This window comes from Ectopseudomonas khazarica, from assembly GCF_004521985.1.
GTDB classification, from domain to species: Bacteria; Pseudomonadota; Gammaproteobacteria; order Pseudomonadales; family Pseudomonadaceae; genus Aquipseudomonas; species Aquipseudomonas khazarica.
Map to the genome: position 1 here is coordinate 51,592 of NZ_SBHZ01000021.1, position 23,767 is coordinate 75,358.

At 58.9% G+C, this 23,767-nt stretch carries 26 protein-coding genes, 2 tRNA genes and 1 pseudogene; 4 read left to right on the plus strand and 25 right to left on the minus strand.

The genetic code is table 11. The annotated features are described in order from the left end of the window. Positions 1 to 4 precede the first annotated feature (4 nt). The 4 genes from EPK82_RS21945 to EPK82_RS21960 form a co-directional block, all read right to left on the minus strand. Positions 5 to 952: a BsuBI/PstI family type II restriction endonuclease gene (locus tag EPK82_RS21945; protein WP_134678034.1), complete on the minus strand. Its 948-nt coding sequence runs from the start codon at positions 950 to 952 to the stop codon at positions 5 to 7. After that, positions 949 to 2,304 (minus strand): Eco57I restriction-modification methylase domain-containing protein, encoded by a 1,356-nt coding sequence (locus EPK82_RS21950; protein WP_244230079.1) that lies wholly within the window; start codon positions 2,302 to 2,304, stop codon positions 949 to 951. Before EPK82_RS21950 ends, EPK82_RS21945 begins: the two co-directional genes overlap by 4 nt. Positions 2,305 to 2,423: 119 nt before the next feature. Further along, entirely contained in the window at positions 2,424 to 2,612 is a 189-nt protein-coding gene (locus EPK82_RS21955; protein WP_134678035.1) for a hypothetical protein, read from the minus strand. Between the two features lie 125 nt (positions 2,613 to 2,737). Beyond that, positions 2,738 to 3,922 (minus strand): Y-family DNA polymerase, encoded by a 1,185-nt coding sequence (locus EPK82_RS21960; RefSeq protein ID WP_134678036.1) that lies wholly within the window; start codon positions 3,920 to 3,922, stop codon positions 2,738 to 2,740. 100 nt (positions 3,923 to 4,022) lie between these two features. Here EPK82_RS21960 and istA point away from each other — a divergent pair, with 100 nt between their 5' ends. Further along, a complete protein-coding gene (istA, locus tag EPK82_RS21965) occupies positions 4,023 to 5,522 on the plus strand; it encodes an IS21-like element ISPst3 family transposase (RefSeq protein ID WP_134678048.1) in 1,500 nt (499 codons plus the stop codon). After that, positions 5,515 to 6,318: an IS21-like element ISPst3 family helper ATPase IstB gene (gene istB, locus EPK82_RS21970; RefSeq protein WP_125940584.1), complete on the plus strand. Its 804-nt coding sequence runs from the start codon at positions 5,515 to 5,517 to the stop codon at positions 6,316 to 6,318. Before istA ends, istB begins: the two co-directional genes overlap by 8 nt. A gap of 453 nt (positions 6,319 to 6,771) precedes the next feature. Here istB and EPK82_RS21975 read toward each other — a convergent pair whose 3' ends face one another. The 9 genes and pseudogenes from EPK82_RS21975 to EPK82_RS22020 form a co-directional block, all read right to left on the minus strand. Then, a complete protein-coding gene (locus tag EPK82_RS21975) occupies positions 6,772 to 6,987 on the minus strand; it encodes a tautomerase family protein (RefSeq protein ID WP_003159697.1) in 216 nt (71 codons plus the stop codon). Between the two features lie 49 nt (positions 6,988 to 7,036). Then, a complete protein-coding gene (locus EPK82_RS21980; RefSeq protein ID WP_003125305.1) occupies positions 7,037 to 8,134 on the minus strand; it encodes an alkene reductase in 1,098 nt (365 codons plus the stop codon). Between the two features lie 41 nt (positions 8,135 to 8,175). Continuing rightward, entirely contained in the window at positions 8,176 to 8,730 is a 555-nt protein-coding gene (locus EPK82_RS21985) for an OsmC family protein (RefSeq protein ID WP_003125306.1), read from the minus strand. 182 nt (positions 8,731 to 8,912) lie between these two features. Then, positions 8,913 to 9,254 carry a carboxymuconolactone decarboxylase family protein gene (locus EPK82_RS21995; protein WP_003125308.1) on the minus strand — a complete coding sequence of 114 codons (342 nt, stop codon included), beginning with the start codon at positions 9,252 to 9,254 and terminating at the stop codon, positions 8,913 to 8,915. A gap of 94 nt (positions 9,255 to 9,348) precedes the next feature. After that, complete coding sequence (locus tag EPK82_RS22000) at positions 9,349 to 9,909, minus strand: TetR/AcrR family transcriptional regulator (RefSeq protein ID WP_015060170.1); 561 nt, start codon at positions 9,907 to 9,909, stop codon at positions 9,349 to 9,351. Positions 9,910 to 9,971: 62 nt separating this feature from the next. Then, on the minus strand, positions 9,972 to 10,757 hold the full coding sequence (locus EPK82_RS22005; RefSeq protein ID WP_003125309.1) for an SDR family NAD(P)-dependent oxidoreductase: 786 nt from the start codon (positions 10,755 to 10,757) through the stop codon (positions 9,972 to 9,974). 155 nt (positions 10,758 to 10,912) lie between these two features. Next, entirely contained in the window at positions 10,913 to 11,326 is a 414-nt protein-coding gene (locus tag EPK82_RS22010) for a hypothetical protein (RefSeq protein ID WP_015060171.1), read from the minus strand. Continuing rightward, a complete protein-coding gene (locus EPK82_RS22015) occupies positions 11,319 to 11,822 on the minus strand; it encodes an integrase (RefSeq protein WP_234426409.1) in 504 nt (167 codons plus the stop codon). Before EPK82_RS22015 ends, EPK82_RS22010 begins: the two co-directional genes overlap by 8 nt. A 223-nt stretch (positions 11,823 to 12,045) precedes the next feature. Beyond that, positions 12,046 to 12,612, minus strand: a pseudogene (locus EPK82_RS22020) (IS256 family transposase); the annotation flags it as partial. Between the two features lie 111 nt (positions 12,613 to 12,723). Between EPK82_RS22020 and EPK82_RS22025 the strand changes: the two are divergent. Then, positions 12,724 to 12,933: a hypothetical protein gene (locus EPK82_RS22025; protein ID WP_208651172.1), complete on the plus strand. Its 210-nt coding sequence runs from the start codon at positions 12,724 to 12,726 to the stop codon at positions 12,931 to 12,933. 103 nt (positions 12,934 to 13,036) lie between these two features. Here the strand turns inward: EPK82_RS22025 and EPK82_RS22030 are convergent. The 10 genes from EPK82_RS22030 to EPK82_RS22075 form a co-directional block, all read right to left on the minus strand. Further along, positions 13,037 to 13,113 (minus strand) — tRNA-Pro (locus EPK82_RS22030). Positions 13,114 to 13,188: 75 nt separating this feature from the next. Continuing rightward, on the minus strand, positions 13,189 to 13,545 hold the full coding sequence (locus EPK82_RS22035) for a MerR family transcriptional regulator (RefSeq protein ID WP_013716019.1): 357 nt from the start codon (positions 13,543 to 13,545) through the stop codon (positions 13,189 to 13,191). After that, complete coding sequence (ihfA, locus tag EPK82_RS22040; RefSeq protein ID WP_003243414.1) at positions 13,526 to 13,828, minus strand: integration host factor subunit alpha; 303 nt, start codon at positions 13,826 to 13,828, stop codon at positions 13,526 to 13,528. Before ihfA ends, EPK82_RS22035 begins: the two co-directional genes overlap by 20 nt. Positions 13,829 to 13,831: 3 nt before the next feature. Beyond that, the gene (gene pheT / locus EPK82_RS22045; RefSeq protein WP_134678037.1) at positions 13,832 to 16,210 is read right to left on the minus strand and encodes a phenylalanine--tRNA ligase subunit beta; all 2,379 of its coding nucleotides are present in this window, start codon (positions 16,208 to 16,210) and stop codon (positions 13,832 to 13,834) included. Between the two features lie 44 nt (positions 16,211 to 16,254). Continuing rightward, on the minus strand, positions 16,255 to 17,271 hold the full coding sequence (pheS, locus tag EPK82_RS22050; RefSeq protein WP_134678038.1) for a phenylalanine--tRNA ligase subunit alpha: 1,017 nt from the start codon (positions 17,269 to 17,271) through the stop codon (positions 16,255 to 16,257). Between the two features lie 96 nt (positions 17,272 to 17,367). Next, entirely contained in the window at positions 17,368 to 17,724 is a 357-nt protein-coding gene (gene rplT / locus EPK82_RS22055) for a 50S ribosomal protein L20 (RefSeq protein ID WP_003243409.1), read from the minus strand. A gap of 29 nt (positions 17,725 to 17,753) precedes the next feature. Further along, positions 17,754 to 17,948, minus strand: coding sequence for a 50S ribosomal protein L35 (gene rpmI, locus EPK82_RS22060; protein ID WP_003243407.1), 195 nt, complete (start codon positions 17,946 to 17,948; stop codon positions 17,754 to 17,756). A 60-nt stretch (positions 17,949 to 18,008) separates the two neighbouring features. Then, entirely contained in the window at positions 18,009 to 18,542 is a 534-nt protein-coding gene (gene infC, locus EPK82_RS22065; RefSeq protein WP_037055100.1) for a translation initiation factor IF-3, read from the minus strand. Between the two features lie 17 nt (positions 18,543 to 18,559). Further along, positions 18,560 to 20,482: a threonine--tRNA ligase gene (gene thrS, locus EPK82_RS22070; protein ID WP_134678039.1), complete on the minus strand. Its 1,923-nt coding sequence runs from the start codon at positions 20,480 to 20,482 to the stop codon at positions 18,560 to 18,562. Between the two features lie 274 nt (positions 20,483 to 20,756). Beyond that, a tRNA-Val gene (locus EPK82_RS22075) sits at positions 20,757 to 20,833 on the minus strand. 184 nt (positions 20,834 to 21,017) lie between these two features. Here EPK82_RS22075 and EPK82_RS22080 point away from each other — a divergent pair. After that, positions 21,018 to 22,301 (plus strand): NAD(P)/FAD-dependent oxidoreductase, encoded by a 1,284-nt coding sequence (locus EPK82_RS22080; RefSeq protein WP_037055095.1) that lies wholly within the window; start codon positions 21,018 to 21,020, stop codon positions 22,299 to 22,301. Between the two features lie 49 nt (positions 22,302 to 22,350). On the opposite strand, the gene EPK82_RS22085 is transcribed toward EPK82_RS22080, so the two are convergent. Both EPK82_RS22085 and EPK82_RS22090 read right to left on the minus strand, forming a co-directional pair. Next, complete coding sequence (locus EPK82_RS22085) at positions 22,351 to 23,304, minus strand: PA2778 family cysteine peptidase (RefSeq protein WP_244230083.1); 954 nt, start codon at positions 23,302 to 23,304, stop codon at positions 22,351 to 22,353. After that, positions 23,289 to 23,696, minus strand: a complete 408-nt coding sequence (locus EPK82_RS22090) for a PA2779 family protein (RefSeq protein WP_037055091.1) — start codon at positions 23,694 to 23,696, stop codon at positions 23,289 to 23,291. The genes EPK82_RS22085 and EPK82_RS22090 overlap by 16 nt, the downstream gene beginning before the upstream one ends. Positions 23,697 to 23,767: the final 71 nt, after the last annotated feature.

Consider the following 23,767-nt stretch of genomic DNA (forward strand, 5'->3'; position numbering starts at 1 on the left):
CTTACTACTCGTACGGCCCCAGGAACCGCACACCGTTGAAGTGGATTAGGTGCGTCGGGGCATCAGCTACCCAAACCTCTGTTTCCCACGCAACAACTCCGAGATAGCGCCCCATCACTGCTCGATTTGGGAAGGCCGTGACGTATACCAAACCTGCTGTAGAGCCTTTGAAAAGCTTCGCCAGCTCTTCATGTCGTTTTCCATCAACCGGCCCATGACTGGTTACCGACTCGACAAGTAACAGCCAATTCTTCTCTATGAAGTACAGAACCACATCAGGCATCTTGCCGTGCGAATCGACCTCAACCCCGAGCTTGGCAAGTAGCGCAGCGTCGAAGTAGCCCATTTTATCACCGGTATCACCGGCATAAACGAGAACGCTGCCAGGGGCGAAGCGAGGAGCAAAGCTTTCAATAATGTCTCTGATCAGCTCACTGTGCTCACCAGGGCTCAAATTGATTTTCTGGCCGGGAGCAATCTCGACCGGGATCATGTTCTGCTCCCTCTCTTTTGCATACTTAGCTACAAGGGTTTCGCGCTCAACCATGTACTCAGCTAGAGCATCGTGCCATCCCGCAGTACCAAACGTTCTTAGAAGCTGTAGCGCCGATGGTTCAACCTGATAGACAGCCTTGGGACTGTTCACTGGGCGTGTGGGCAAATCAGGGTTGTACAACGCAAGACCAGCATCGCAGAACTGATGCATCGTTTGGCGGCGAATGGTTTCTCGGGTGTTTGGGGCGTAGTCCTTGTCAAAGTGATCTCGAATCCAATCCATGATCGGAGTGATCCCGATCAACGGGTTCGATGCTTGCTTCCAGGACTTGCCTGGTGTCAGATCCAAAATGGCAAGTAGACATAAAGCTGATCGCTCGTTGTGCTGGGCTCTTGGCAGCCCCAGTGACACAATAACTTGCAAAGCCTGTTCGATCATTTCTTCCCTGGAACTCATAAAGTTTCTTCCATTTTCATATCGATACTTTCCTGAGTAATCTCATTCTGCTGTAGCGCCCAGGAACCGAGGTTAATTAGAGTATCGCGATCAGGATACTTCATCAGTTTCAAATCGGTTGCGTTAACCTGGGTATGTCCGTTAAATCTACGGAACTGCTGATCAACGGCTGTGCTGTTTAGATAGATAGCTAGGCCGTACGCAAGCTCTTTCTGAAGCCCTTTTTTCTTGTCATGGAAGACATTGAAATAGTTCTCCAACCCTACCATTGGACTGTCGCCAATTTCGTTAGGGTCAAGCACCCTTGCCACAATGCGGCGTTTCTCTTCCTTCGACGAGAACCGGCGAACCAAGCAGTAGAAACCATTCGGATATAGCCACTTTTCTGTTTCGTCGTTCCGCAGAATCGCGCTGGGTTTTTTGCGGCTTTCTCCCGGCCAGACGATACCTAGGCCATTGCTACTGAAGTGGTTCGGATATAGCAGTGGGACAGTGCCAGGTTCTGGCATCTCCCGGAGCTGGGATCGCATTCTGAAGCCCACAACCGGGCCTGTGGAGATTTTTACTCCAACCTCTTCAGGAGAGCAGCACACCACACTGGAGCGCTCAATAGCGCCCTCTTCCGCCGAGGTCGGCACGTGAATGAATCGCTCGGGGTCAGCCTCAAAAACGATTCTGTTGAACGGATGAACATGACTGGCGATATCGCTGAAGCTGTCATCAGTCGATGTCGTAATGGTCACATCCTTTTGGTCGCCGCCACACTCAAGGCTGATGATGATGTTTTCTTGCAGCACTTCATCATCTTTGAAAGCAGTGCTGCGCGAGTTGAACAAGTGGATGTGGCGAATAGCTGCGCGCTTAAGCACAAACTCCCTGAATGGCTTGTAATAAGGACCATTGCAGAAGCTCCGTGGGATGATCGCAACAATCTGCCCGCCTGGCGCCATTTGAGCGACCGCAAGCGCAACAAATGCCGAGTACAGATTTACTGTCTCAATGCCAACACTCCGCAGTGCCAGTCGGTGCGCTGAACCGGTATTGATCTTCTTGTACGGCGGATTGAGTATCGCATGCGTGTAGCCGGGAGAGTCAAAGTCCGGTTTGGCCGTCAGCTCAATGTAATCGCCAGCAATGACGTTTGGAGTTACTCCAGCGTACCCAGCCAAGTGATCGGTTAAGTGAGCCCTCAGCCTGTCGTCGATCTCATACGCAGTAGCTTCCACCTGCTGGAAGCAATGATCACCAGCTTTCCAGCGATCCAGAAAAGCACACGATAGCGCACCAACCCCAGCCCCGGCATCGAGCAGCCGGCAAGTATCAACAGAGCTGACCGGAAACATGTTAGCCATGAATCGTGCCACGCTCGAAGGGGTCATGAATTGACCAAGAGCTGATTTCAGCTTTCGATCAGTTTTTGGGGCGACCTCGCGGCGTACGGAGTCAACGTGATCCAATGACATAAGACTAGTCATGCTGATACCGCAGTGGTGAGTCGCTTCAGCTTCAGCTCAAGTTCTGTTGCCGCTCTGAGCATTTCAACAGCAAGCTCAGCGAGAAAAGGGTCTGCCGACTGGGCGAGACTACGGAGGTCATCAGCGAGAAGAGAAGCACCCTGGCTGGCTTTCACTAGGTTTTCGGCGTCTATTGGAGTGATCATAACTGCTCCTTGAAAATGTGCTCAGCATACTTGAATCGGTTCAATTTATGCATCGGCGAAGCGCTTACCGGCCGATTCCTCCTGTCTCTGCTTGTTCATCCAGATCCGCAAGGGCGGCGAGGCGATTAGCCAGCCCTCGGCAGCTCACGCCAGCTCGACGTATACGAAGGCGACAGCATCTCCCTCTTCATCTGCCATACCCTGCCCCCTGGCCAGATCGTCCCTACACGAACAGCCCCTCTCCCGTACCTCTGGTTGAGCTGGTCAATAGCCGCCATCAGCCGCTCGCTATTTCTACGAGGCGGCTCCGCAAACAGATCCGGCGTGTACCCATCTGCTGGGCAAAGGTTTGTTAGCAAAACGCCGACTTTCGAATACGCGTAGCCCTTCCTGAAGATGCGCTCCAACGCACGGGTGGCGGCCTGGGTCATGAGCAAGGTGTCGTTAGTAGGATGAGGCAGGATGCAGCGGACGCTGTTGAAGTAGCGCTCCCGGTCTTCGACGAAGCCGGAGGTTTGAAGGCTGATGACCATGTGCTCGGCCAGGCTGCCCTGCTCTCTCAGCTTCTCGGCGGCACGTGCGACGTAGCTCGCCAGAGCCTCTCGGATCGGCTCGATCTTCCGCAGCTTGGTGCCAAACATCTTTGATGAGCAGATCTCTTTCTTGAGATCCGGCGCTTGATGCATGCGCAGCCATTCTTCCCCGCGTAGCTCTCTCGCTGTTCGTTCAAGAACGCGGCCAAATGTCTTCCTAATGATCGCTAGATCGGCTTGAGCGAGATCCCAGGCCGTTTTGATACCCATGATTTCGAGCGACTTCGTAAGTCTGCGACCGACGCCCCACACTTCGTCCACAGGCGCAATCCGGAGCAGCTTGTCGCGGCGAATGGGATCAGTGAGGTCTACCACCCCGCCTGCCTTCTGCCATTTCTTAGCTGCGTAATTCGCCAGTTTCGCGAGCGTCTTGGTATGTCCTATACCCACACCTACGGGCATCGCGCACTCGCTCCAGACGCGTTCTTTGATAGCTTTCCCGATTGCAGTCAGATCGCCCTGAAGGCCCGTTAGGTCTGCCCATGCTTCATCAATGCTGTACTGCTCGATGTCGGGCACCTGGCCGTGGATGCAGCGCATGACTTTGTTCGATACGTCGCTGTATAGCGCGTAGTTGCTCGAAAACGCCTGCACGCCAAGCTGGCGTAGCTCCTCTCGGATTTCGAAATACGCAGCGCCCATAGCGATCCCAAGCTGCTTGGCTTCACGTGTGCGAGCGATGACGCAGCCGTCGTTATATCTTGTTGCCGCTGACAGAAAACTGACCCAGTAGAGGCTGTTCTGCCGACTGAAAACTGACCCAGGTGTTCAACTGCTTCTGCTCAATTATTGAGCAGGAGAACACAGGGTGATCAGTATGGAAATGATGGGCAAAATCCGCCGGATGTATTTCCGCGACAAGCTGTCGCTGCATGAGATAGCCAAGCGCACCGGGCTGGCGCGCAACACGATTCGCAAGTGGGTCAGAGCACCTGAGGCCAAGCAGCCGGTGTACCAACGCCGCGCGATCTTTAACAAACTCAGCCCTTTTCACGCCACGCTAGAGCAGGCGCTAAAAGCCGATTCGCTGCGCCCCAAGCAACAGCGGCGCAGTGCCAAGGCGCTGTTGGCGCAAATCAAAGCCGAAGGTTATGACGGTGGCTACAGCCAGCTCACCGCGTTTATCCGTGCCTGGCGAGGGGGACAGGGCAAGGCGTCGCAGGCCTTTGTGCCGCTGACCTTTGCTCTTGGCGAGGCGTTTCAGTTTGACTGGAGCGAGGAAGGCTTGCTGGTCAGCGGCATTTACCGGCGTATGCAGGTGGCACATCTGAAGCTGTGTGCCAGCCGTGCGTTCTGGCTTGTGGCGTATCCGAGCCAGGGCCATGAGATGTTATTTGACGCCCATACACGCTCGTTCGGCGCCTTGGGCGGCGTGCCGCGCCGGGGCATCTACGACAACATGAAGACCGCCGTCGACAAGGTCAATAAGGGCAAAGGCCGGGCGGTGAATGCGCGCTTTGCGGTGATGTGCGCGCATTACCTGTTCGATCCGGACTTCTGCAACGTCGCCGCTGGTTGGGAAAAGGGCATCGTTGAAAAGAACGTGCAAGACAGCCGCAGGCGTATCTGGCTAGACGCCCAGGACTGCCAGTTTCACTCCTTCGAGGAACTCAATGCCTGGCTGGGCCAGCGCTGCCGCGCGCTTTGGAACGAGCTGACGCACCCTCAATACAGCGGGCTGAGTGTAGCCGAAGTGCTGGAGTTGGAGCGCGCTGAACTGATGCCTGTGCCAGCGCCATTCGACGGTTACGTCGAGCGGCCTGCGCGGGTCTCCAGTACCTGCCTGGTCAGCGTCGGGCGCAACCGCTACTCGGTGCCGTGTGAGTACGCGGGTAAGTGGGTCAGCAGCCGTTTGTATCCGACGCGAATCGAGGTGGTGGCTGACGACGCGCTGATCGCCAGCCATGTCCGCTTGCTGGATCGCGACCAGGTCAGCTATGACTGGCAGCACTACCTCCCGCTGATCGAACGCAAGCCCGGTGCGCTGCGCAACGGCGCGCCCTTTGCTGATCTGCCGGCGCCGCTGCGTCAGCTTAAGCACGGTCTGGGGCGTCATGCCGGCGGTGACCGGATCATGGCGCAAGTTCTGGCTGCCGTACCGGTCGCCGGGCTCGATGCGGTGCTGGTGGCTGTTGAGCTGGTACTGGAAAGCGGCAGCCTGAGCGCCGAACACATCCTCAATGTCGTGGCGCGCCTGGCCGCGACCGAACCACCACCCAGCGTCGAAACCCACTTGTCGCTCAAGGAAGCCCCCGTCGCTAACACGGCGCGCTACGACCGCCTGCGTGGCCAGGCCGAGGAGGTCGGTCATGCGTGATTTGATGGCGGAACTCAAGGAGCTGCGCCTGCACGGCATGGCCACGGCCTGGGCGGAGTTAACTGCACAGGGTGAGTCGAACACAGCCTCGTCCAAGTGGCTGCTCGAACACCTGCTGGAACAAGAGCACACAGATCGCGCCATGCGCTCGGTGAGCCACCAGATGAACATGGCCAAGCTGCCGATGCACCGCGATCTGGCCAGCTTCGATTTCAACGCCTCTAGCGCCGACGCACGCCTGATCAGCGAGCTGGCCAGCCTGGCCTTTACCGACACCGCGCAGAACGTGGTGCTGATCGGTGGGCCAGGCACCGGTAAAACCCACCTAGCCACCGCGCTGGCCGTGTCCGGCATCACCCGGCATGGCAAGCGCGTGCGCTTCTACTCCACGGTCGATCTGGTCAATCTGCTGGAGCGCGAAAAACACGACGGCAAAGCCGGGCGGATCGCCCAGACACTGCTGCGCATGGATCTGGTCATCCTCGACGAACTGGGTTATCTGCCGTTCAGCCAGGCTGGCGGTGCGTTGCTGTTTCACCTGCTGTCCAAGCTGTACGAACACACCAGCGTGGTGATCACCACCAACCTGAGCTTCGCCGAATGGTCGAGCGTGTTCGGCGACGCCAAGATGACCACCGCCCTGCTGGATCGGCTGACCCACCACTGCCACATCGTCGAAACCGGTAACGAGTCCTATCGCCTGCAACACAGTAGCTTGGCGGCCCAGGCCAAGATCAAATCACGAGAGCGAAAGCGTAAAGGCGGCCAGGAACCGGAGGACGATGAGCCGTTCTGATTTCATGGCGACGACGGCCTGCTGCATGGCTGCATGTGGCAGGTCTTCAACAGCTGAACTGGGACAGCGAGGGAGTGGGTTCAAAAGCAGCTGCGCTGGTAGACTTATCCACAGTTGCTGGTAACAAAATCAGCAATCCGCCCTGGGTCAAATTTCAATCGGCAGGGTGGGTCAATTTTCCATCAGCGCCAACAGTTATATCTGAATGATCCTAACAATTAGTAGGTCATAACACACTGATTCATAACGCTTTTTTCCGACTAACAAATTTCGACTTTTTTCGCCTATCAGCACGAAAATTCACCATGTGGCGACAGGCGCTGGAAGCGCCTTGGAACGAATGAGTCAACAAGGAACTGGTTGATCCAGTACGCAAAAAAAGAGGTATACAAGCCGAAGAAATGAGCTGGCTGGCCCGACCCGCGCAAAGCTCAGGCCGGGCCAGTTTCACCATCAGCTGTTCTGAAGAGCTCGTACCTTCTCGGTGGTGATGGGCTCACCGCCGATTCCCCAGTCGCCGCTCTTCACTTCCTCAAAAACGACCCAGGTCACACCACGCATTTTCTCGCCTTCGACAGAGACCATGGCGTCGGTGATCTTGCTGATGATCTCGGCCTTTTGCTCGGTAGAGAAAACCCCTTCGATACCTTTCACAGTTACCAGTGGCATAGCCAGACACCTTCAGTAGTTGAGTTACGCTGTGGATCAGCCGAAACGGTTATTCCTGGTAAGGCGCATAGTCGGTGTAGCCTTTCGCCCCGATCACGCCGTAGAAGGTGGAGTGATCGCTTGGTGCGAGAGGCCAACCGTTCTGCATCCGCTCGACCAAGTCTGGGTTTGCGATGTACGGGGTGCCGAAGGCGATCAAGTCATGATTGCCGTTCTGCAGCTCGGCCTCTGCCAGCTCCGCGGTGAAGCCACCGGCGCCGATAACCGTGCCTTTGTAGAGCGAGCGGAAGCTCTTGTAGAAGCCTTCCGGGAACGGTACTGCATCCAGTGTTGGCTGGTAGTTGAGATGGACGAAGGCCAACTCGCGCTCATTCAGTGCAGCTGCAACGCTCTTCCAGGTAGCCTCTTCCTCAGGGTAGGGACGCAGGTCGTACAGCCGACCGAATGGCGAGATGCGCACGCCGACACGGAAACTCCCAATGGCGTCTGCAATGGCATCGACGGTCTCCAGCAAGAAGCGCTGACGATTCTCGATCGATCCGCCGTATTCATCTGTACGCGTGTTGATCTGGCTGCTCAGGAACTGATCGAACAGGAAGGCATTCGCGGCCATCAGCTCAACTCCATCGAAGCCGGCTTCGACCGCACGCAGGGCGGAGGCAACGAAGTCGTCGGTGACACGGCGAATCTCATCGACGCTCAGTGCACGGGGGACACTCGGTGCGACCGGGCCAGGGAGACCAGGCTCGACCCAAGCATAAACAGTAGTACCTACTGCTGGCTCTGCACTCGCCGAGACCGGCGCAGAATTTCCTGGCTGCAGCGACACATGGGACATGCGGCCCACGTGCCAGAGCTGCGCGAAGATCTTGCCGCCGTTGGCATGCACTGCATCAGTCACTTCTCGCCAGGCACGGGTTTGCTCGTCCGTGTAGATTCCCGGGGTATACAGGTAGCCACGTCCCTCGTCGGAGATCGGCAGGCCCTCGGTGATGATCAGGCCCGCCGAGGCCCGCTGCGCGTAATACAGCGCGGTCAGTTCGGTCGGAACATTGTTTTCCGTCCGGGTGCGGGTCATCGGTGCCATAACTACCCGGTTGGCCAGCTCCAGACTGTCCAGATTGTATGGAGAAAACAGCTTTTTCATATTCAACCTCTTCAAACGAATACCTGAATCAATCGGCTGGCTTAGCCGACAACGACTTCCAGCTTTGGCACCATGCGAATGGCCTTGGAGAAGTTGGCGAGATTCACGGAAGTCTTGGTGACGATGCGGTGTAGCTCTTCCACCTTCTCGACAGGTGCATCGGTGTGGATGCGCACGACGTAGCTGATTTCGTCGAAACCGGGGTTGACGCTCTCGTCCAGGCCCAGGAAGCCGCGCAGATCCAACTCACCATCGGTCTCGATTTCAAGGTTGTGGATGGTGATGCCCATGACCGAAGCGTTCACCACATAGCCCACGGAGAGACAGGCGTTCAGAGCGGCAATCAGCAGTTCCTGCGGGTTTGGGGCAGAGTTTGCTCCCAGCAGCTCCAGTGGCTCGTCGGCCGCAATCTTGATGTCACGCGGGTAGTCGTTACCACTCAGATGAAAACGGTTCACGGTGGCTACGGTGCGGGTCTGATGCTCCCACTTGGTCTTCACGTTGAAGCGTGCGTGACGCTTGGATGCATCTTCAGCAACGCCCTGTGCGAAGGCTTGCAGAGCAGCGACGTCGATACCGTTGAGAAGCTTGTCCATTTTCAAAACCTCTTAAAGTCGTGGATAAAAAATCAAAAAAACGAAACACCCGAAGGCGATAACCCTGTCAGTGCGAACAGCCAGAAATCGAACAGCTGGTTGCACTGATTGCCTCTTCATCACTCGAAAGCTCTTCAATCGCGGCGCGGAGCACTTTGGTATGGATCAGCCGCGGAGGGACCTCAGCTTTGAGGTTTGCTATCCATCGCATCCAAGACGTGAGTGCTGTAAACCACTGCCGCACCGGCGTTCAGGTTCACGGCCACGCCGAGAGCTTCCGCCACTTCCTCGGTGGTAATGCCGAGCTTCCTGGCTTCTGCCGCATGGAACGCAATGCAGCCATCGCAGCGCGTGGTAACGGCAACTGCCAGTGCGATCAGCTCACGGGTCTTCGCATCAAGGCGATTGGTTTTGTTACCTGCATTACCGAGCATTGCCACGCCACGCAGGGTGTCGGGGGAATGTGCGCCGAACTCTTTCAGGCGGGCACTGACGTCGGTGATGGTTTGTTCCCAGTTAGGCATACTAGACATGATTACCACCCTACTAGTTGATAGGTAAGATCGGCCAAAAATAGGGCCGACGCGGGTCGCGTATCGGCCCTGTTGTAGGCAGAGATCAGTACTCTGCGATCATCCGAATGACAGCAATATTCACAGTCTCACCTTCCCTGGTGGCCCAGTTGATGAAGCTCGATCCCTCAAGGATACTGAGCAGCAAGTAAGACTTTTCTCTGGCCCCTCGCCCCCGGGCTAACTCACCAGCGGCAATGCCTTCGTCCATCACTCTGGTCAACCAAGACAACTGCACATCAAAGAACCGTCGTGTCAGGCGTTGAAGCCCGTCGGGCAATGCAGCCATTTCAGCTGCTAGCGCACCACACAATGGCAACAGACCACCCTCGGTGCTGGAGTAGAAGAGCACAAAGAAAGCCTTGAGCCTCTCAACTGCACCTGCCTGATTGATCTCGATTCGCTCGAACTCGGCTTGCACCCGCGAGACGTACTCTTCGACGATCGCGATCCCCAAGTCTTCCTTTGTAGGGAAGTGGTAGTGAATGCTCGCCTTGCGAATACCTACCGCGTCTGCAAGATCTGCATAGCTGAACGCTGCATACCCTTTAGTGCGCATCAGCCCTTCAGCGGCTTGAATTAACGCGTCCCGTGTTGCCAGTGCCATAACTTCTCCTGCCGTAATCGCCCCGACCAGAAAAGAGCGATTCCGGCCACTACGCAGTTATCTTACTTACCTTGCTTACGGCCAGCCATGACCCCACCGTCCACGTCCCAAACAGCACCGGTCACCCAGGACGTCTTGTCGGAGAGCAGGAACACGATGGACTCAGCAACGTCACGCGGAGTGCCGTTACGGCCCAGCGGGTGGAAATTGTTGAAGTCATTCAGCGCACCAGCCAACTGATCGCCGGGGATGAAGCGCTCGAAGATCTTCGTTTCCACAATACCCGGGCTGACCGAGTTGACGCGAATACCGTGCTGGGCCAGCTCTGCTGCCGCGTGTGTGGTCAAGGTGTCCAGGCCAATTTTGGCCATCGAGTAGGCCGAGGCCGGAACACCCTCGACCGCCTGCCTGGCTGCTACCGCGGTGACGTTCACGATCGAACCGGGTTTGCCCTGAGCTACCAGCTCCGCCGCTACTTGACGGGTTAGGAAGAAGATGGCGCGGTTCAGATTCAGGAAGTTGTCGTAATCCTCAAGCGAGTGCTCGATGAATGCTTTCGGGTAGTAGATACCCGCGGAATTGACCATCAGATCAATGTCCTTGTGGCTTGCGGCCAGTTTCTCGATCAGCGCTTGGACGCTGGCGAAATCGGTCAGATCTACAGCATAGGCCACGACCTTGTCTTCGCCGGCAACGGCGGCCAGTTGTTGGCGTGCAGCTTCGGCTTTCTCAGGGCGGTTGCCCACGATCACAACCGAACCGCCTTGCTCGGCGACCATCTGCGCGGTTTCGAGACCAATGCCACTCGTGCCACCCACTACCAGAAGCTTGCGACCTTTGAACTGCATGGTGATGCCCTCTGTTTGTCTACCTACTAGTTGGTAGACTAGATTTCGAACGGAGAGATGTCAAGCTACCGCTGATCGAGTAGTCAGAGAATGTCCGGTACACCCTTGCACGACCAGGCTAAATCAACTCTGGACTGCAGAGTGATGCCCAGGAGCTACTTTGCCCCTGGTTTTGGCGCAAGCTCGATGACCTTGCCTTGAGCAACACCTTTCAGCTGTGCTAGCTCAAGCATGAGGCGTTGATTCACGGAGGCAAGGCGAGCGATCTCCTCCAGAAGTAGGCTGTTCTCTGCGCGGAGGGCTTTGTTGAGATCCTTCTCCTTCATGAGCGCCTGGTGCTTCGAATCACGCTGAGCGCGCGTCGATTTCCCTATGAGGCTGCGGATACGCTCCGCCACGGCCGGGTAGGTGTTATGGATCAGCCCGGGGGTGACGCCTGCCGCTCTGGCGACCGAGGAGATGGAGAGCTTCTCATTGCCGGCGAGCATCCTATCGATGACCTTGTTGAGCGCATCGGCAGTCTTTGGGCGAGAGCGGCCCTTGGACGGCTCGGTCGACTTGCTAGCCATTCACAGCCTCCTCAAGCTCCTGGTCATCCGGCGACAACCCAAGACTATTGATCACGTCGAGGGCGACCTGCAGGTCGCGCTCTGCACGCTGTTTCACTGCCGGCCCTGCGTCCTCAATTTTCATTAGCTCCCGTTGCTGGGAGTAGATGCCTTGCCAAGTGCCTGCAAACGTCTCATCGATCACCGAGTGTTTGCACCCAGGGCACCTGGTGGCCTCGTACAACCCAGCGCCTCCGCAACCACGCTCAGTGGCAATGCACCATCCGTGACCGGTTGCGCGAATGTTCGCATGAGGTGCCGTTTGGGCCAGCAAGGCGGCCCTGTCCTTGACCGGAATCGCACGCAACTCAACGATTTTGCTCCCGGCACCACCTGCCAAAGGCTGGTCATCAAGCCAGGACTCAATGAGGTCGATCTTGAACTCCGTCATCTGCTGCAGGATCTCATCGAACAGCGTCAGATCCTGGAGCGGATTGGAGGCGTAGAGCTGGGTCATGCTCATACTGCTGTGCTTGAGCTGCCACTTGAGGAAGACGAGCGAGGTGCGCCCCATCCGCGACTCAACGAAGCAACGGGCATAGGTTCGCCGGCACTGGTGAGTGCGCAGCGGCCAGTCACTTCCAGCGGCTTTTGCGATGCGCTTGAAGGACTCATTCGAGCCAGCCTGTCCAAGCACTTCAATGGAGGGTGTGCAGAATTTTGTGTAACCGGGGTTGGGGTTACTGCTGCGGCAGCCTGTCTTCGTAGCTGATCGTAAAGCGCGTCAGCGCCGCCTTCCAGTCGCGGATCGGCATCGTCCATTTCTTGCTGATGTTGCGCAGTGCCAGGTAGAAGAGTTTCAGCAGCGCCTCATCGCTGGGGAACGAGCCCCGGTTCTTGGTGATCTTGCGCAAACTCATGTTCACCGACTCGATGGCGTTGGTGGTGTAGATGACCTTGCGGATCTCCGGCGGAAAGTCGAAGAACGGCGTGATCCGGGCCCAGTTGCGCCGCCAGGACTGACCAATCGGCAGGTAGTCGTCGTCCCATTTGGTCTCGAATTCGCCAAGGCGCAGTTCCGCCTCGTCCGCCGTGCTGGACTGGTAGATCCGCTTCAGGTCGGCCGCCACCTCGGCGCGGCGCTTCCAGGACACGTAGTTCAGGCTGTGCCTGACCATGTGCACGATGCACAGCTGCACGCTGGTGTGCGGGAACACCGCCTCGATGGCCTCGGGGAAGCCCTTCAGGCCATCCACGCAGGCGACGAAAATGTCCTGCACGCCGCAGTTGCGCAGTTCGGTCAGGAGGTCTTGTGGGTGCCGTGGGGTCGGCGTCGAGAACAACCTGGGAAAGGCCCGCAGGGCGGCTGGGCGAGGCTCAGTTCAATCGAAGAAGGCAGGTGGGAGAAGTACGGGCCGATGCGTGTCCGCATCCTTGCCCTACGTTTCATGGAAAAAGACGAGAGCAAGGTGAGCCACTGGTTCGACCTGGCCAAGGGCGAGGTGATAGAGGGATTGGTGATTGGAGAAGGTGAGCAACAGAAGGTCTACGTGATCACTACAGAAGCGCCTGAAGCTCAGGCATGGGTGCATGATCGCTGGCCGCTGATTGCCGGAGTCGGACCCTAGCAGGCGATGGACCCTATACGGACCCTAAATCCTGAAGACCCTGAAATCATCAACCATAAAAAAATCCAGTCACTGCTAAGTGACTGGATTTTTTAGGGTTTTTTGGTCGGGACGGAGTGATTCGAACACTCGACCCCTTGCACCCCATGCAAGTGCGCTACCGGGCTGCGCTACGCCCCGACGATGCTTCCGGGTGACCGAAAGCGGGAGGAACTATACATTAAGCTTTTGAAATAAGGCAACTTTTTCTTGGCCTTACTTCTTCAGGACGTGCAAAACGTCCTCGAGCTCCGCAATCATCTGCTTGATCAGCTGACGATACTGGGTGGTGTCGTCCTTGGCCTCGTCACCGGAGAGGCGCTGGCGCGCCCCGCCAATGGTGAAACCCTGATCGTACAGCAATGCTCGAATCTGCCGGATCATCAGCACGTCCTGGCGCTGATAGTAGCGGCGGTTGCCCCGCCGCTTGACCGGGTTCAACTGTGGGAATTCCTGCTCCCAGTAGCGCAGAACGTGAGGTTTGACCGCGCAGAGTTCGCTGACTTCACCAATGGTGAAGTAGCGTTTGCCGGGAATTGCCGGTAATTCGTCGTTATGACTTGGTTCCAGCATAGGCCTCGACCCTGGCTTTCAATTTTTGCCCTGGACGAAAAGTGACCACACGGCGAGCCGTGATTGGAATCTCTTCCCCTGTTTTCGGGTTACGACCGGGTCGCTGGCGCTTGTCGCGCAAGTCGAAGTTGCCGAACCCGGAAAGCTTGACCTGTTCGTTCAGCTCAAGAGCCTGGCGGATCTCTTCAAAAAACAGCTCCACCAGTTCCTTGGCTTCCCGTTTGTTCAGGCCGAGCTCTTCATACAGACGTTCCGCCATTTCAGCTTTCGTCAGAGCCCCCATACGCTACTTCCTTAACGTGGCGTTGAACCTTTGTTCGAGGCAGGTGAGGATATTTTGCGTAGTAGTACTCACCTCATCGTCATTAAGAGTGCGCGATGGATGTTGCCAGGTCAAGCCGACGGCAAGGCTTTTTCTAAGCGGATCAATGCCTTTACCGTGATAGACGTCAAATAGCTTGAGGTCCGTCAGCCATTCACCCGCTGTCTCGCGGATCGCCGCCAGCACGGCTTCGGCCGGTTGCTCGCGATCGACCAGCAACGCCAGGTCACGGCGCACTTCGGGGAAGCGCGACAGTTCGCTGAACGCCGGCATGCGGCCCGCAGCGACCTCGGCCAGCACCAGCTCGAAGAGATAGACCGGCTGATCCAATCCCAGGGTCTTGGCCAGCTCCGGGTGCAGGGCACCGATGAAACCGACCAGGCGCCCTTCTCGCTCGATGCGCGCGGTCTGGCCCGGATGCAGGGCCGGATGCTCGCCAGGCACGAAGCTGAAGGCATCGACCGCACCGGCATAGCCCAGCAGCGCTTCGACATCGGCCTTGAGGTCATAGAAGTCGACGCCGTCACGGCTGTTGGCCCAGCCTTCCGGCAGGCGACTGCCACTGATCACGCCGGCCAGCATGGCTTCCTGCTGCAGACCTTCGAGCTGACCGACGAAACGCAGGCCACTCTCGAACAGGCGCACGCGCGACTGCTGACGGTTCAGGTTGTGCTCCAGCGCCTTGACCAGGCCCGGCCACAACGACGAACGCATGGCCGCCATGTCGGCGGAAATCGGGTTGGCCAGCTGCAGCGGCTCGACACCTGGGGCGAAGAGCTCGAACAGCTTGGGATCGATGAAGCTGTAGGTGATCGCTTCCTGGTAGCCGCGCGCGACCAGCAGGCGGCGCAGCGCAGGCAGCTCGGCGCGCGCTTCGGCCTTGGCCTGCGGCGCCAGGCGGGCTTGCGGGTAGCGCACCGGCAGACGGTTGTAACCGTACAGTCGGCCCAGCTCTTCGATCAGATCGACTTCCAGACTGATATCGAAGCGGTGGCTCGGCACACTGACCTGCCACTGACCGGCGCCCTGGGCGCTGACGCCCAGACCCAGCGCGGTGAGCAGACGCTCCACTTCGCTCGCGTCCATGTCCATGCCCAGCATCTGACTGATACGTTCGGCACGCAGCGTCACAGGTGCGACGTTCGGCAGGTCGGCTTCGCTGCAAGCCTCGATGATCGGGCCGGCTTCACCGCCGACGATCTCCAGCAGCAATGCGGTCGCACGCTCCATGGCCTGGCGCGCCAGTTGCGAGTCGACGCCCCGCTCGAAGCGGTGCGAGGAATCGGTGTGCAGGCCATAGGAACGAGCCTTGCCGGCGATGGCGATGTTGTCGAAGAAGGCGCTTTCCAGGAACAGGTCGCGGGTCTTGCCGCTCACGCCGCTGTGCTCGCCACCCATTACCCCTGCAATGGCCAGGGCGCGCTGATGATCGGCGATCACCAGCGTATCGGCACGCAGGCTGACCTCCTGGCCATCGAGCAGCACCAGCTTCTCGCCCTCTTCCGCCATGCGCACGCGAATGCCGCCGTTGATCTCGGCGAGATCGAACGCATGCATGGGCTGGCCCAGCTCGAGCATCACGTAGTTGGTGATGTCGACAGCCGGATCGATGCTGCGCACATCGGAACGGCGCAGGCGCTCCACCATCCACAGCGGCGTCGGACGCGACAGGTCGACGTTGCGGATGACGCGCCCCAGGTAGCGCGGGCAGGCCTGCGTGGCCAGCACGTCCACCGAACGCACTTCATCATGCGCCGGCGCCACCGGATCGATGGCCACCGGCGTGACCGCAGCACCGTACATGGCGCCGACTTCGCGAGCCAGGCCGGCGATGGACAGGCAGTCGCCGCGGTTCGGGGTCAGCCCCAGCTCGATGCACACGTCATCCAGGCCGAGATAATCACGCAGGCTCTGGCCCACCGGCGCATCGGCCGCCAGCTCCATCAGCCCGCTGTTGTCATCGCTGACCTGCAGCTCGGAAGCCGAGCAGAGCATGCCCTGTGATTCCACACCGCGCAGCTTGGCCTTCTTGATCTTGAAGTCACCCGGCAGTTCGGCGCCGATCATGGCGAACGGCACCTTGATGCCGGCGCGGGCATTGGGTGCACCGCAAACCACCTGGAAGGTCTCGCCGCCGTTGCTTACCTGGCAGACGCGCAGCTTGTCGGCGTCCGGGTGCTGCTCGGCGCTGAGGATCTCGCCCACGACGATGCCGCTGAAGGCACCGGCGACGGGCTGAACGGCGTCGACTTCCAGGCCGACCATGGACAGACGCGCGACCAGGTCGTCACGCGATACATCAGGGCTGACCCAGCCGAGCAGCCACTGTTCACTGAATTTCATACTGTCTGTTCTCCTTAAACGAATTCGATGACGAGGGCACGGCGCTAGCGAAATTGCGCCAGGAACCGCAGGTCGTTATCGAAGAACAGGCGCAGATCATTGACGCCATAACGCAGCATGGCCAGGCGCTCGACACCCATGCCGAAGGCGAAGCCCGAGTATTTTTCCGGGTCGATGCCGCTCATGCGCAGCACGTTCGGATGCACCATGCCGCAGCCCATGACTTCCAGCCAGCCGGTCTGCTTGCACACGCGGCAACCCTTGCCCGAGCACATCACGCACTGCATGTCGACTTCAGCCGACGGCTCGGTGAACGGGAAGAACGACGGACGGAAGCGCACGCCCAGCGGCTTCTCGAAGAACACGCGGAGGAATTCCTCGATGGTGCCCTTGAGGTCGGCGAAGCTGATGCCCTCGTCGACCAGCAGGCCTTCGACCTGGTGGAACATCGGCGAGTGGGTGATATCGGAGTCGCAGCGATAGACACGGCCTGGGCAGACGATGCGGATCGGCGGCTGCTGCGATTCCATGGTGCGCACCTGGACCGGCGAGGTGTGGGTGCGCAGCAGCATGTTCGCATTGAAATAGAAGGTGTCGTGCATCGCCCGCGCCGGGTGGTGGCCGGGGATGTTGAGCGCTTCGAAGTTGTGGTAGTCGTCTTCGACTTCCGGGCCTTCGGCAACGCTGTAACCGATATGGGTGAAGAACTGCTCGACGCGCTCCAGGGTGCGGGTCACCGGGTGCAGGCCACCGGAGGCCTGACCGCGGCCCGGCAGGGTCACGTCGATACGCTCGGACGCCAGCTTCTCGGCGAGCAAGGCCTGCTCAAGCACGGATTTGCGGGCATTCAGGGCGTCTTGCACCTGGCTCTTGGCAGTGTTGATCAGGGCGCCGGCTTTCGGGCGCTCCTCGGCCGACAACTTGCCCAGGGTCTGCATCAGGGCAGTCAGTTCGCCCTTCTTGCCAAGGTACTGAACCCGGAGCTGTTCCAGGGCGTTGATATCTTCGCTTTGTTGCACGGCCTCGAGCGCTTGGGAGACCAATGCATCCAGATTTTCCATTTACAGACTCCAGATACGAAATAGGGGAAGAGCTGTTAAGGCTCTTCCCCTATCTTTGACGTTGCCACCGGGCGAACCCGGTGATTGTCGGGGGACTTAAGCCAGAACGGCCTTAGCTTTCTCGACAATCGCAGCAAACGCCGCTTTTTCGTTCACTGCCAGATCAGCCAGGACCTTACGGTCGATTTCGATCGACGCCTTCTTCAGGCCAGCGATCAGACGGCTGTAGGACAGGCCGTTGACGCGAGCACCAGCGTTGATACGAGCGATCCACAGTGCACGGAACTGACGCTTGCGCTGACGACGGTCACGGTAGGCGTACTGGCCTGCCTTGATCACCGCTTGCTTGGCAACACGGAACACGCGCGAACGAGCGCCGTAGTAGCCCTTGGCGAGCTTCAGGATTTTTTTGTGACGAGCACGAGCGATAACGCCACGCTTAACACGAGCCATGAGTAATTACCTCTAAGTATCTTGACCGATTAACGAACGCGCAGCATGCGCTCGACTTTTGCGACGTCCGACGGACCGATCAGCGAGCTGCCACGCAGCTGGCGCTTACGCTTGGTGGACATCTTGGTCAGGATGTGGCTCTTGAAAGCGTGCTTGTGCTTGTAACCCGAAGCAGTCTTCAGGAAGCGCTTAGCAGCACCACTCTTGGTTTTCATTTTTGGCATGTTTAGTACTCCGCATTCATTAACAACTGATAACCATCAGGCCTGCCAGTGCCCGGGAGGTTATTTACGCTTCTTGGGAGCGATGACCATCATCAGCTGGCGTCCTTCCAGCTTAGGATGCTGTTCGACGGTGCCGAGCTCGATCAGGTCTTGTTCGACCCGCTTGAGCAGCTCCATCCCCAGCTCCTGGTGAGCCATCTCACGGCCGCGGAATCGCAGAGATACCTTGGCCTTGTCCCCATCTTCAAGGAAACGTATCAGGTTGCGTAGTTTTACCTGATAATCCCCTTCTTCCGTCCCTGGACGAAACTTGATCTCTTTGATCTGCTGCTGATGCTGGTTCTTCTTGGCAATCGCAGCCTGTTTTTTCTTCTCGAACAGGTGCTTGCCGTAGTCCATGATGCGGCAAACTGGCGGTACTGCATCAGCCGAGATCTCTACCAGATCCAGCTTGGCTTCTTCAGCCACGCGCAATGCTTCATCGATCGAAACAATACCGATCTGCTCGCCATCTGCGCCAATCAGGCGCACTTCGCGGGCGGTAATGTTTTCGTTGATCGGCGCCTTGGGGGCGGCCCGCTTGTCCTGTCTCATATCACGCTTAATAGTTCTTACTCCAAATCTTGGCGACCACGCCGGGAAACCGCTTGCTGCAACTGCACGGCGAACTGCTCGAGAGGCATTGACCCCAGGTCAACGCCTTCGCGGGTGCGCACAGCAACGGATCGTGTCTCGACTTCCCGATCCCCGATAACCAGGAGATAGGGAACCTTGAGCAAGGTATGCTCGCGGATTTTAAAGCCGATCTTCTCGTTTCTCAAGTCAACCTTGGCACGAAAACCGCTTTGATTGAGAGTTTTCTCCGCTTCGCGGGCAAAATCGGCCTGCTTGTCGGTGATATTCATGATCACCGCCTGGGTCGGCGCCAACCAGGCCGGGAAGGAACCGGCGTAATGTTCGATCAGCATGCCGATGAAACGCTCGAAGGAACCGAGGATCGCACGGTGCAGCATGACCGGGCGCTTGCGATTGTTGTCTTCGGCGATATAGCTGGCGTCCAGACGCTCGGGCAGGTTCGGATCGTACTGCAGGGTGCCGCACTGCCAGTTACGCCCCAGGCAGTCACGCAGCGTGAACTCGATCTTCGGACCGTAGAAAGCGCCCTCGCCCGGCTGGTATTCCCACTCCAGGCCGGATTCGTTGAGCGCATCGGCCAGCGCACCTTCGGCGCGATCCCACAGCTCTTCGGAACCCACGCGCTTGGCCGGACGAGTCGACAGCTTCATGGCGATGTCGGTGAAGCCGAAGTCCTTGTAGACATCCAGGGTCAGCTTGATGAAGTCGGCCGCTTCCTTCTTCACCTGCTCTTCGGTGCAGAAGATGTGCGCATCGTCCTGCACGAAACCGCGCACGCGCATGATGCCGTGCAGCGCGCCGGACGGCTCGTTACGGTGGCAGGCACCGAATTCGGCCAGACGCAGCGGCAGGTCACGGTAGGACTTCAGCCCCTGGTTGAACACCTGCACGTGGCACGGGCAGTTCATCGGCTTGACCGCGTAATCGCGATTTTCCGAGGCCGTGGTGAACATGTTCTCGGCGTAGTTGGACCAGTGACCGGAACGCTCCCAGAGAATGCGGTCGACCACCTGCGGCGTCTTGATCTCCTGGTAGCCGCTCTCGCGCTGCACCTGGCGCATGTACTGCTCGAGCACCTGATAGACAGTCCAGCCATTGGCGTGCCAGAACACCATGCCCGGCGCTTCTTCCTGCAGGTGGAACAGGTCCAGCTGCTTGCCGATACGACGGTGATCGCGCTTCTCGGCTTCTTCGATGCGCTGGATATAGGCAGCCAGCTGCTTCTTGTCCGCCCAGGCCGTGCCGTAGACGCGCTGCAGTTGCTCGTTCTTCGAGTCGCCGCGCCAGTAGGCACCGGAAATCCGGGTCAGCTTGAACGCCTTGAGGAAGCGCGTGTTCGGCACGTGCGGACCACGGCACATGTCGACGTATTCTTCGTGGAAGTACAGACCCATGGCCGTTTCATCGGGCATGTCGTCGATCAGACGCAGCTTGTACTCCTCGCCACGGGACTTGAACAGCTCGATGACGTCGGCGCGCGGCGTCATCTTCTTGATGACGTCGTAGTCCTTGTCGATCAGCTCGGCCATGCGCTTCTCGATGGCCGCCATGTCTTCCGGCGTGAAGGGACGATCGATGGCGATGTCGTAATAGAAGCCTTCATCGATGACCGGACCGATCACCATCTTGGCATTCGGATACAGCTGCTTGACCGCATGGCCAACCAGGTGAGCACAGGAGTGGCGGATGATTTCCAGCCCCTCTTCGTCCTTCGGCGTGATGATCTGCAGGGTGGCATCGGTATCGATGACGTCGCAGGCGTCGACCTGCCTGCCGTTGACCTTGCCAGCCAGGGTGGCCTTGGCCAGACCCGCACCAATGGATTGAGCGACCTCCAGTACGGATACCGGATGATCGAACGAACGTTGACTGCCGTCGGGAAGAGTAATGATGGGCATGGCGCCTCCTCTCCTAGTGGTGACCCCTACCAAAGGTCACGTGGGTTGGGATGAGCCAGGAAGCGATTCGGCGGTATATCTGCCTAACAATGGCAGGAGCCCGAGGGCCAACCAGACCGAACCAGAGTCACTGGAGGTAAAGAGTACGGATGCTTTCAGAAAGCCTGAGCCCTGACAAGCCGCCGCGAACAACAAAGAACACAAAAGGCGATGCAGCACCCGAAAAATCCGGGCAATAAAAAAGGGGTCGCTTGGCGACCCCTTTTTATCGATTTGGTAGGCACAATTGGACTCGAACCAACGACCCCCACCATGTCAAGGTGGTGCTCTAACCAACTGAGCTATGTGCCTTCGATGGGTGCGCATTCTACGCAGATCTTTTCGGGCGTCAACAAGTTTTTTCGCTAACTTACTGAAATAGTCCAATTTTTTACGTTCGGCAGGATCGTTGAATATTTTGCACAGCCACTAGCCGGCTATTTGCAACTCAGGTAGCATCCGATCATTCGTAAAAAATAAAGAACAGAGGTTCAATATGGCGCACACGGCATACCCACAATCCTATTACGCCGCTTCTGCCAACCAGGCCGCTCAACGCCCCGCCCTGCAGGGAGAAGTGGAAACCGATGTGTGCATCATCGGTGCCGGCTACACCGGCCTGTCCACTGCCCTGTTCCTGCTGGAGAACGGTTTCAAGGTCAGCATCCTGGAGGCGGCCAAGGTCGGCTTCGGCGCATCCGGCCGCAACGGCGGACAGATCGTCAACAGTTATAGCCGCGACATCGATGTCATCGAACGCACTGTCGGCCCGAAGCAGGCCCAGCTGCTGGGGCAGATGGCCTTCGAGGGCGGCCGCATCATTCGTGAGCGCATCGCCAAGTACGACATCCAGTGCGACCTGAAGGACGGCGGCGTGTTCGCCGCACTGACCAGCAAGCAGATGGGCCACCTGGAAGCGCAGAAGAAGCTGTGGGAGCGCTACGGCCACACCCAGCTGGAACTGATGGACGCAGCGCGCATCCGTGAAGTGGTCGCCACCGACAACTATATCGGCGGCATGCTGGACATGAGCGGCGGCCATATCCACCCGCTGAACCTGGCACTGGGTGAAGCCGCTGCAGTCGAGTCGCTCGGCGGCGTGATCTACGAACAGTCGCCGGCCATTCGCATCGAGCGCGGCGCCAACCCGCTGGTGCACACCCCGGAAGGTCGTATCAAGGCCAAGTTCGTCGTGGTCGCGGGCAACGCCTACCTGGGCAACCTGGTTCCGGAGCTGGCCGCCAAGTCGATGCCGTGCGGCACCCAGGTGATCACCACCGAGCCGCTCTCCGATGAGCTGGCCGCCAGCCTGTTGCCGCAGGACTACTGCGTCGAGGACTGCAACTACCTGCTCGACTACTACCGCCTCTCCGGCGACAAGCGCCTGATCTACGGCGGTGGCGTGGTCTATGGCGCACGCGACCCTGCCAACATCGAGGCCATCATCCGGCCGAAGATGCTCAAGACCTTCCCGCAACTGAAAGACGTGAAGATCGATTACGCCTGGACCGGCAACTTCCTGCTGACCCTGTCGCGCCTGCCGCAAGTCGGTCGTATCGGCGACAACATCTACTACTCCCAGGGCTGCAGCGGCCATGGCGTGACCTACACGCACCTGGCCGGCAAGGTGCTGGCCGAGGCGCTGCGCGGCCAGGCCGAGCGTTTCGATGCCTTCGCCGACCTGCCGCACTACCCCTTCCCTGGCGGCCGCCTGTTCCAGGTTCCGTTCAGTGCCATCGGCGCGTGGTACTACACGCTGCGCGACAAGCTGGGCGTCTGATCCAGCCCATCGACGAAAACGGCGCACTCGGGCGCCGTTTTCGTTTGTCTCATGGACAGGCCGGCAAGGCCTGGCACTGTCCGGCCGAACCGGCGACCTCTGGCGGTGCGGCGAAGCGCACGTCCTGCGGTGCCAGGCGCTGCGCGCATGCCTGGGCCTGGCGCGCCTCGCCCGCACAGCTGCGCTCCCCCAGCAGCTGGGACAGGTTGTACCAGCCGGCGGCGAAGTCGGGCTGGCGCTTGAGGCTCTCGCGCAAGGCCCGCTCGGCGCCCTTGCGGTCACCATCGGCATAGCGGCTGTTGCTCAGGGCGAACCAGGGCAGTGCCTGCTCCGGCCAGGCCTCGGCCGCACGGCGATAGGCACGGCGTGCCGGCTGAGCGTTGCCAGTCTGCTCCAGGTCATTGGCCGCCTGCATCCAGGCGTGCATGTCGGCCTGCGCCGGCAGCCGCTCCGGCGGCAGCGTCAGCACCGCCCAGCGACCGCCACGCGCCCAGGTCTTGTCGAAGCTGGTGAAGCTGTCCTCGAGCCGTCGCGTGGTGGCCGAACGCAGGACCAGCGTGCGTTCGCGGCGGTCATAGCCCACCACCACCGCGAAGTGCCACTGGGGATACCAGTCGAACGCCAGGTTCTGCAGCACCAGCACCGGGTTGCCCGCCGCGACCTCCGCCAGTATCGCTTCCAGGCGCGGCTGCAACGGGTAGACCAGCAGCTCATGGTTGCGCGCAGCGGCGACCATCTCGACCTGCAGGCTGCCCTCGCGGCCGGGAAGGTAGACCTTGTCCTTGAGTGCACCGGGCGTCGTCAGCACGCCACGCTGGTTGAGCATGGTGGCCAGCGCCGCCGGCCCGCACTGATAGGCGTCCTGCGGGAAGAAGGGCACATCGGTCAACTCGACGCGTTCAGGCAGGCGCTGGGCCTCCGGCGATAACACCGGAGACCGCGCGCAGGCTGCGAGTAGAACGACGGATGCGATACAGCAGAGGCGGATCAGCGATTGATGCATTTGACGAAACTGAAGATGTTGGTGGCGCACAGCATATCAGTGATGATGAAGATCACCAGAAACAGCACGATGATGCCGACCACACCGGCACCGGCAGGCGCCTGATCGAGCTGCTGGTTGAACTGCGCCAGTTCGGCCGGCGTCAGGCTGGCAATACGCGACTCGACCTGCTCGCGATCGACGCCCATGGCGACCAGTTTGTCCTTGACCTGCTGATCATCGAGCATGGCCATCAGCTGTTGCTGGTCGACCTGGTGCTGCTGCTCGGCGATCACCTCCTGAGTGCCGATCATCGCGGCGTTCGCCGCAGGGATCTGCGCGACCAGCAGCAGATGAAACAGCGCAGTGACAGCGGCCAGACGACGCATGGCGGGGTTCATGGAAATTGTCATTGTGGTTATCTCCTGAGGGATGAGGTAGCCAATAGACAGCATCCGAATCGCTCAGGTTCAGACCACCAGTC

Excerpts from the sequence above, each read along its gene's own strand:
- rplT (WP_003243409.1), bottom strand. The coding sequence starts at position 17,724 with ATGGCTCGTGTTAAGCGTGGCGTTATCGCTCGTGCTCGTCACAAAAAA.
- EPK82_RS21975 (WP_003159697.1), bottom strand. The coding sequence starts at position 6,987 with ATGCCACTGGTAACTGTGAAAGGTATCGAAGGGGTTTTCTCTACCGAG.
- EPK82_RS22005 (WP_003125309.1), bottom strand. The coding sequence starts at position 10,757 with ATGCAGTTCAAAGGTCGCAAGCTTCTGGTAGTGGGTGGCACGAGTGGC.
- EPK82_RS21945 (WP_134678034.1), bottom strand. The coding sequence starts at position 952 with ATGAGTTCCAGGGAAGAAATGATCGAACAGGCTTTGCAAGTTATTGTG.
- EPK82_RS22010 (WP_015060171.1), bottom strand. The coding sequence starts at position 11,326 with ATGGCTAGCAAGTCGACCGAGCCGTCCAAGGGCCGCTCTCGCCCAAAG.
- EPK82_RS22015 (WP_234426409.1), bottom strand. The coding sequence starts at position 11,822 with ATGACCCAGCTCTACGCCTCCAATCCGCTCCAGGATCTGACGCTGTTC.
- EPK82_RS21985 (WP_003125306.1), bottom strand. The coding sequence starts at position 8,730 with ATGGACAAGCTTCTCAACGGTATCGACGTCGCTGCTCTGCAAGCCTTC.
- EPK82_RS21950 (WP_244230079.1), bottom strand. The coding sequence starts at position 2,304 with ATGGCTAACATGTTTCCGGTCAGCTCTGTTGATACTTGCCGGCTGCTC.
- EPK82_RS22090 (WP_037055091.1), bottom strand. The coding sequence starts at position 23,696 with ATGACAATTTCCATGAACCCCGCCATGCGTCGTCTGGCCGCTGTCACT.
- pheT (WP_134678037.1), bottom strand. The coding sequence starts at position 16,210 with ATGAAATTCAGTGAACAGTGGCTGCTCGGCTGGGTCAGCCCTGATGTA.
- EPK82_RS21995 (WP_003125308.1), bottom strand. The coding sequence starts at position 9,254 with ATGCCTAACTGGGAACAAACCATCACCGACGTCAGTGCCCGCCTGAAA.
- EPK82_RS22035 (WP_013716019.1), bottom strand. The coding sequence starts at position 13,545 with ATGCTGGAACCAAGTCATAACGACGAATTACCGGCAATTCCCGGCAAA.
- EPK82_RS22000 (WP_015060170.1), bottom strand. The coding sequence starts at position 9,909 with ATGGCACTGGCAACACGGGACGCGTTAATTCAAGCCGCTGAAGGGCTG.
- EPK82_RS22085 (WP_244230083.1), bottom strand. The coding sequence starts at position 23,304 with ATGCATCAATCGCTGATCCGCCTCTGCTGTATCGCATCCGTCGTTCTA.
- rpmI (WP_003243407.1), bottom strand. The coding sequence starts at position 17,948 with ATGCCAAAAATGAAAACCAAGAGTGGTGCTGCTAAGCGCTTCCTGAAG.
- thrS (WP_134678039.1), bottom strand. The coding sequence starts at position 20,482 with ATGCCCATCATTACTCTTCCCGACGGCAGTCAACGTTCGTTCGATCAT.
- EPK82_RS22080 (WP_037055095.1), top strand. The coding sequence starts at position 21,018 with ATGGCGCACACGGCATACCCACAATCCTATTACGCCGCTTCTGCCAAC.
- EPK82_RS21980 (WP_003125305.1), bottom strand. The coding sequence starts at position 8,134 with ATGAAAAAGCTGTTTTCTCCATACAATCTGGACAGTCTGGAGCTGGCC.
- ihfA (WP_003243414.1), bottom strand. The coding sequence starts at position 13,828 with ATGGGGGCTCTGACGAAAGCTGAAATGGCGGAACGTCTGTATGAAGAG.
- istB (WP_125940584.1), top strand. The coding sequence starts at position 5,515 with ATGCGTGATTTGATGGCGGAACTCAAGGAGCTGCGCCTGCACGGCATG.
- EPK82_RS21955 (WP_134678035.1), bottom strand. The coding sequence starts at position 2,612 with ATGATCACTCCAATAGACGCCGAAAACCTAGTGAAAGCCAGCCAGGGT.
- infC (WP_037055100.1), bottom strand. The coding sequence starts at position 18,542 with ATGAGACAGGACAAGCGGGCCGCCCCCAAGGCGCCGATCAACGAAAAC.
- istA (WP_134678048.1), top strand. The coding sequence starts at position 4,023 with ATGGAAATGATGGGCAAAATCCGCCGGATGTATTTCCGCGACAAGCTG.
- pheS (WP_134678038.1), bottom strand. The coding sequence starts at position 17,271 with ATGGAAAATCTGGATGCATTGGTCTCCCAAGCGCTCGAGGCCGTGCAA.
- EPK82_RS22025 (WP_208651172.1), top strand. The coding sequence starts at position 12,724 with ATGCGTGTCCGCATCCTTGCCCTACGTTTCATGGAAAAAGACGAGAGC.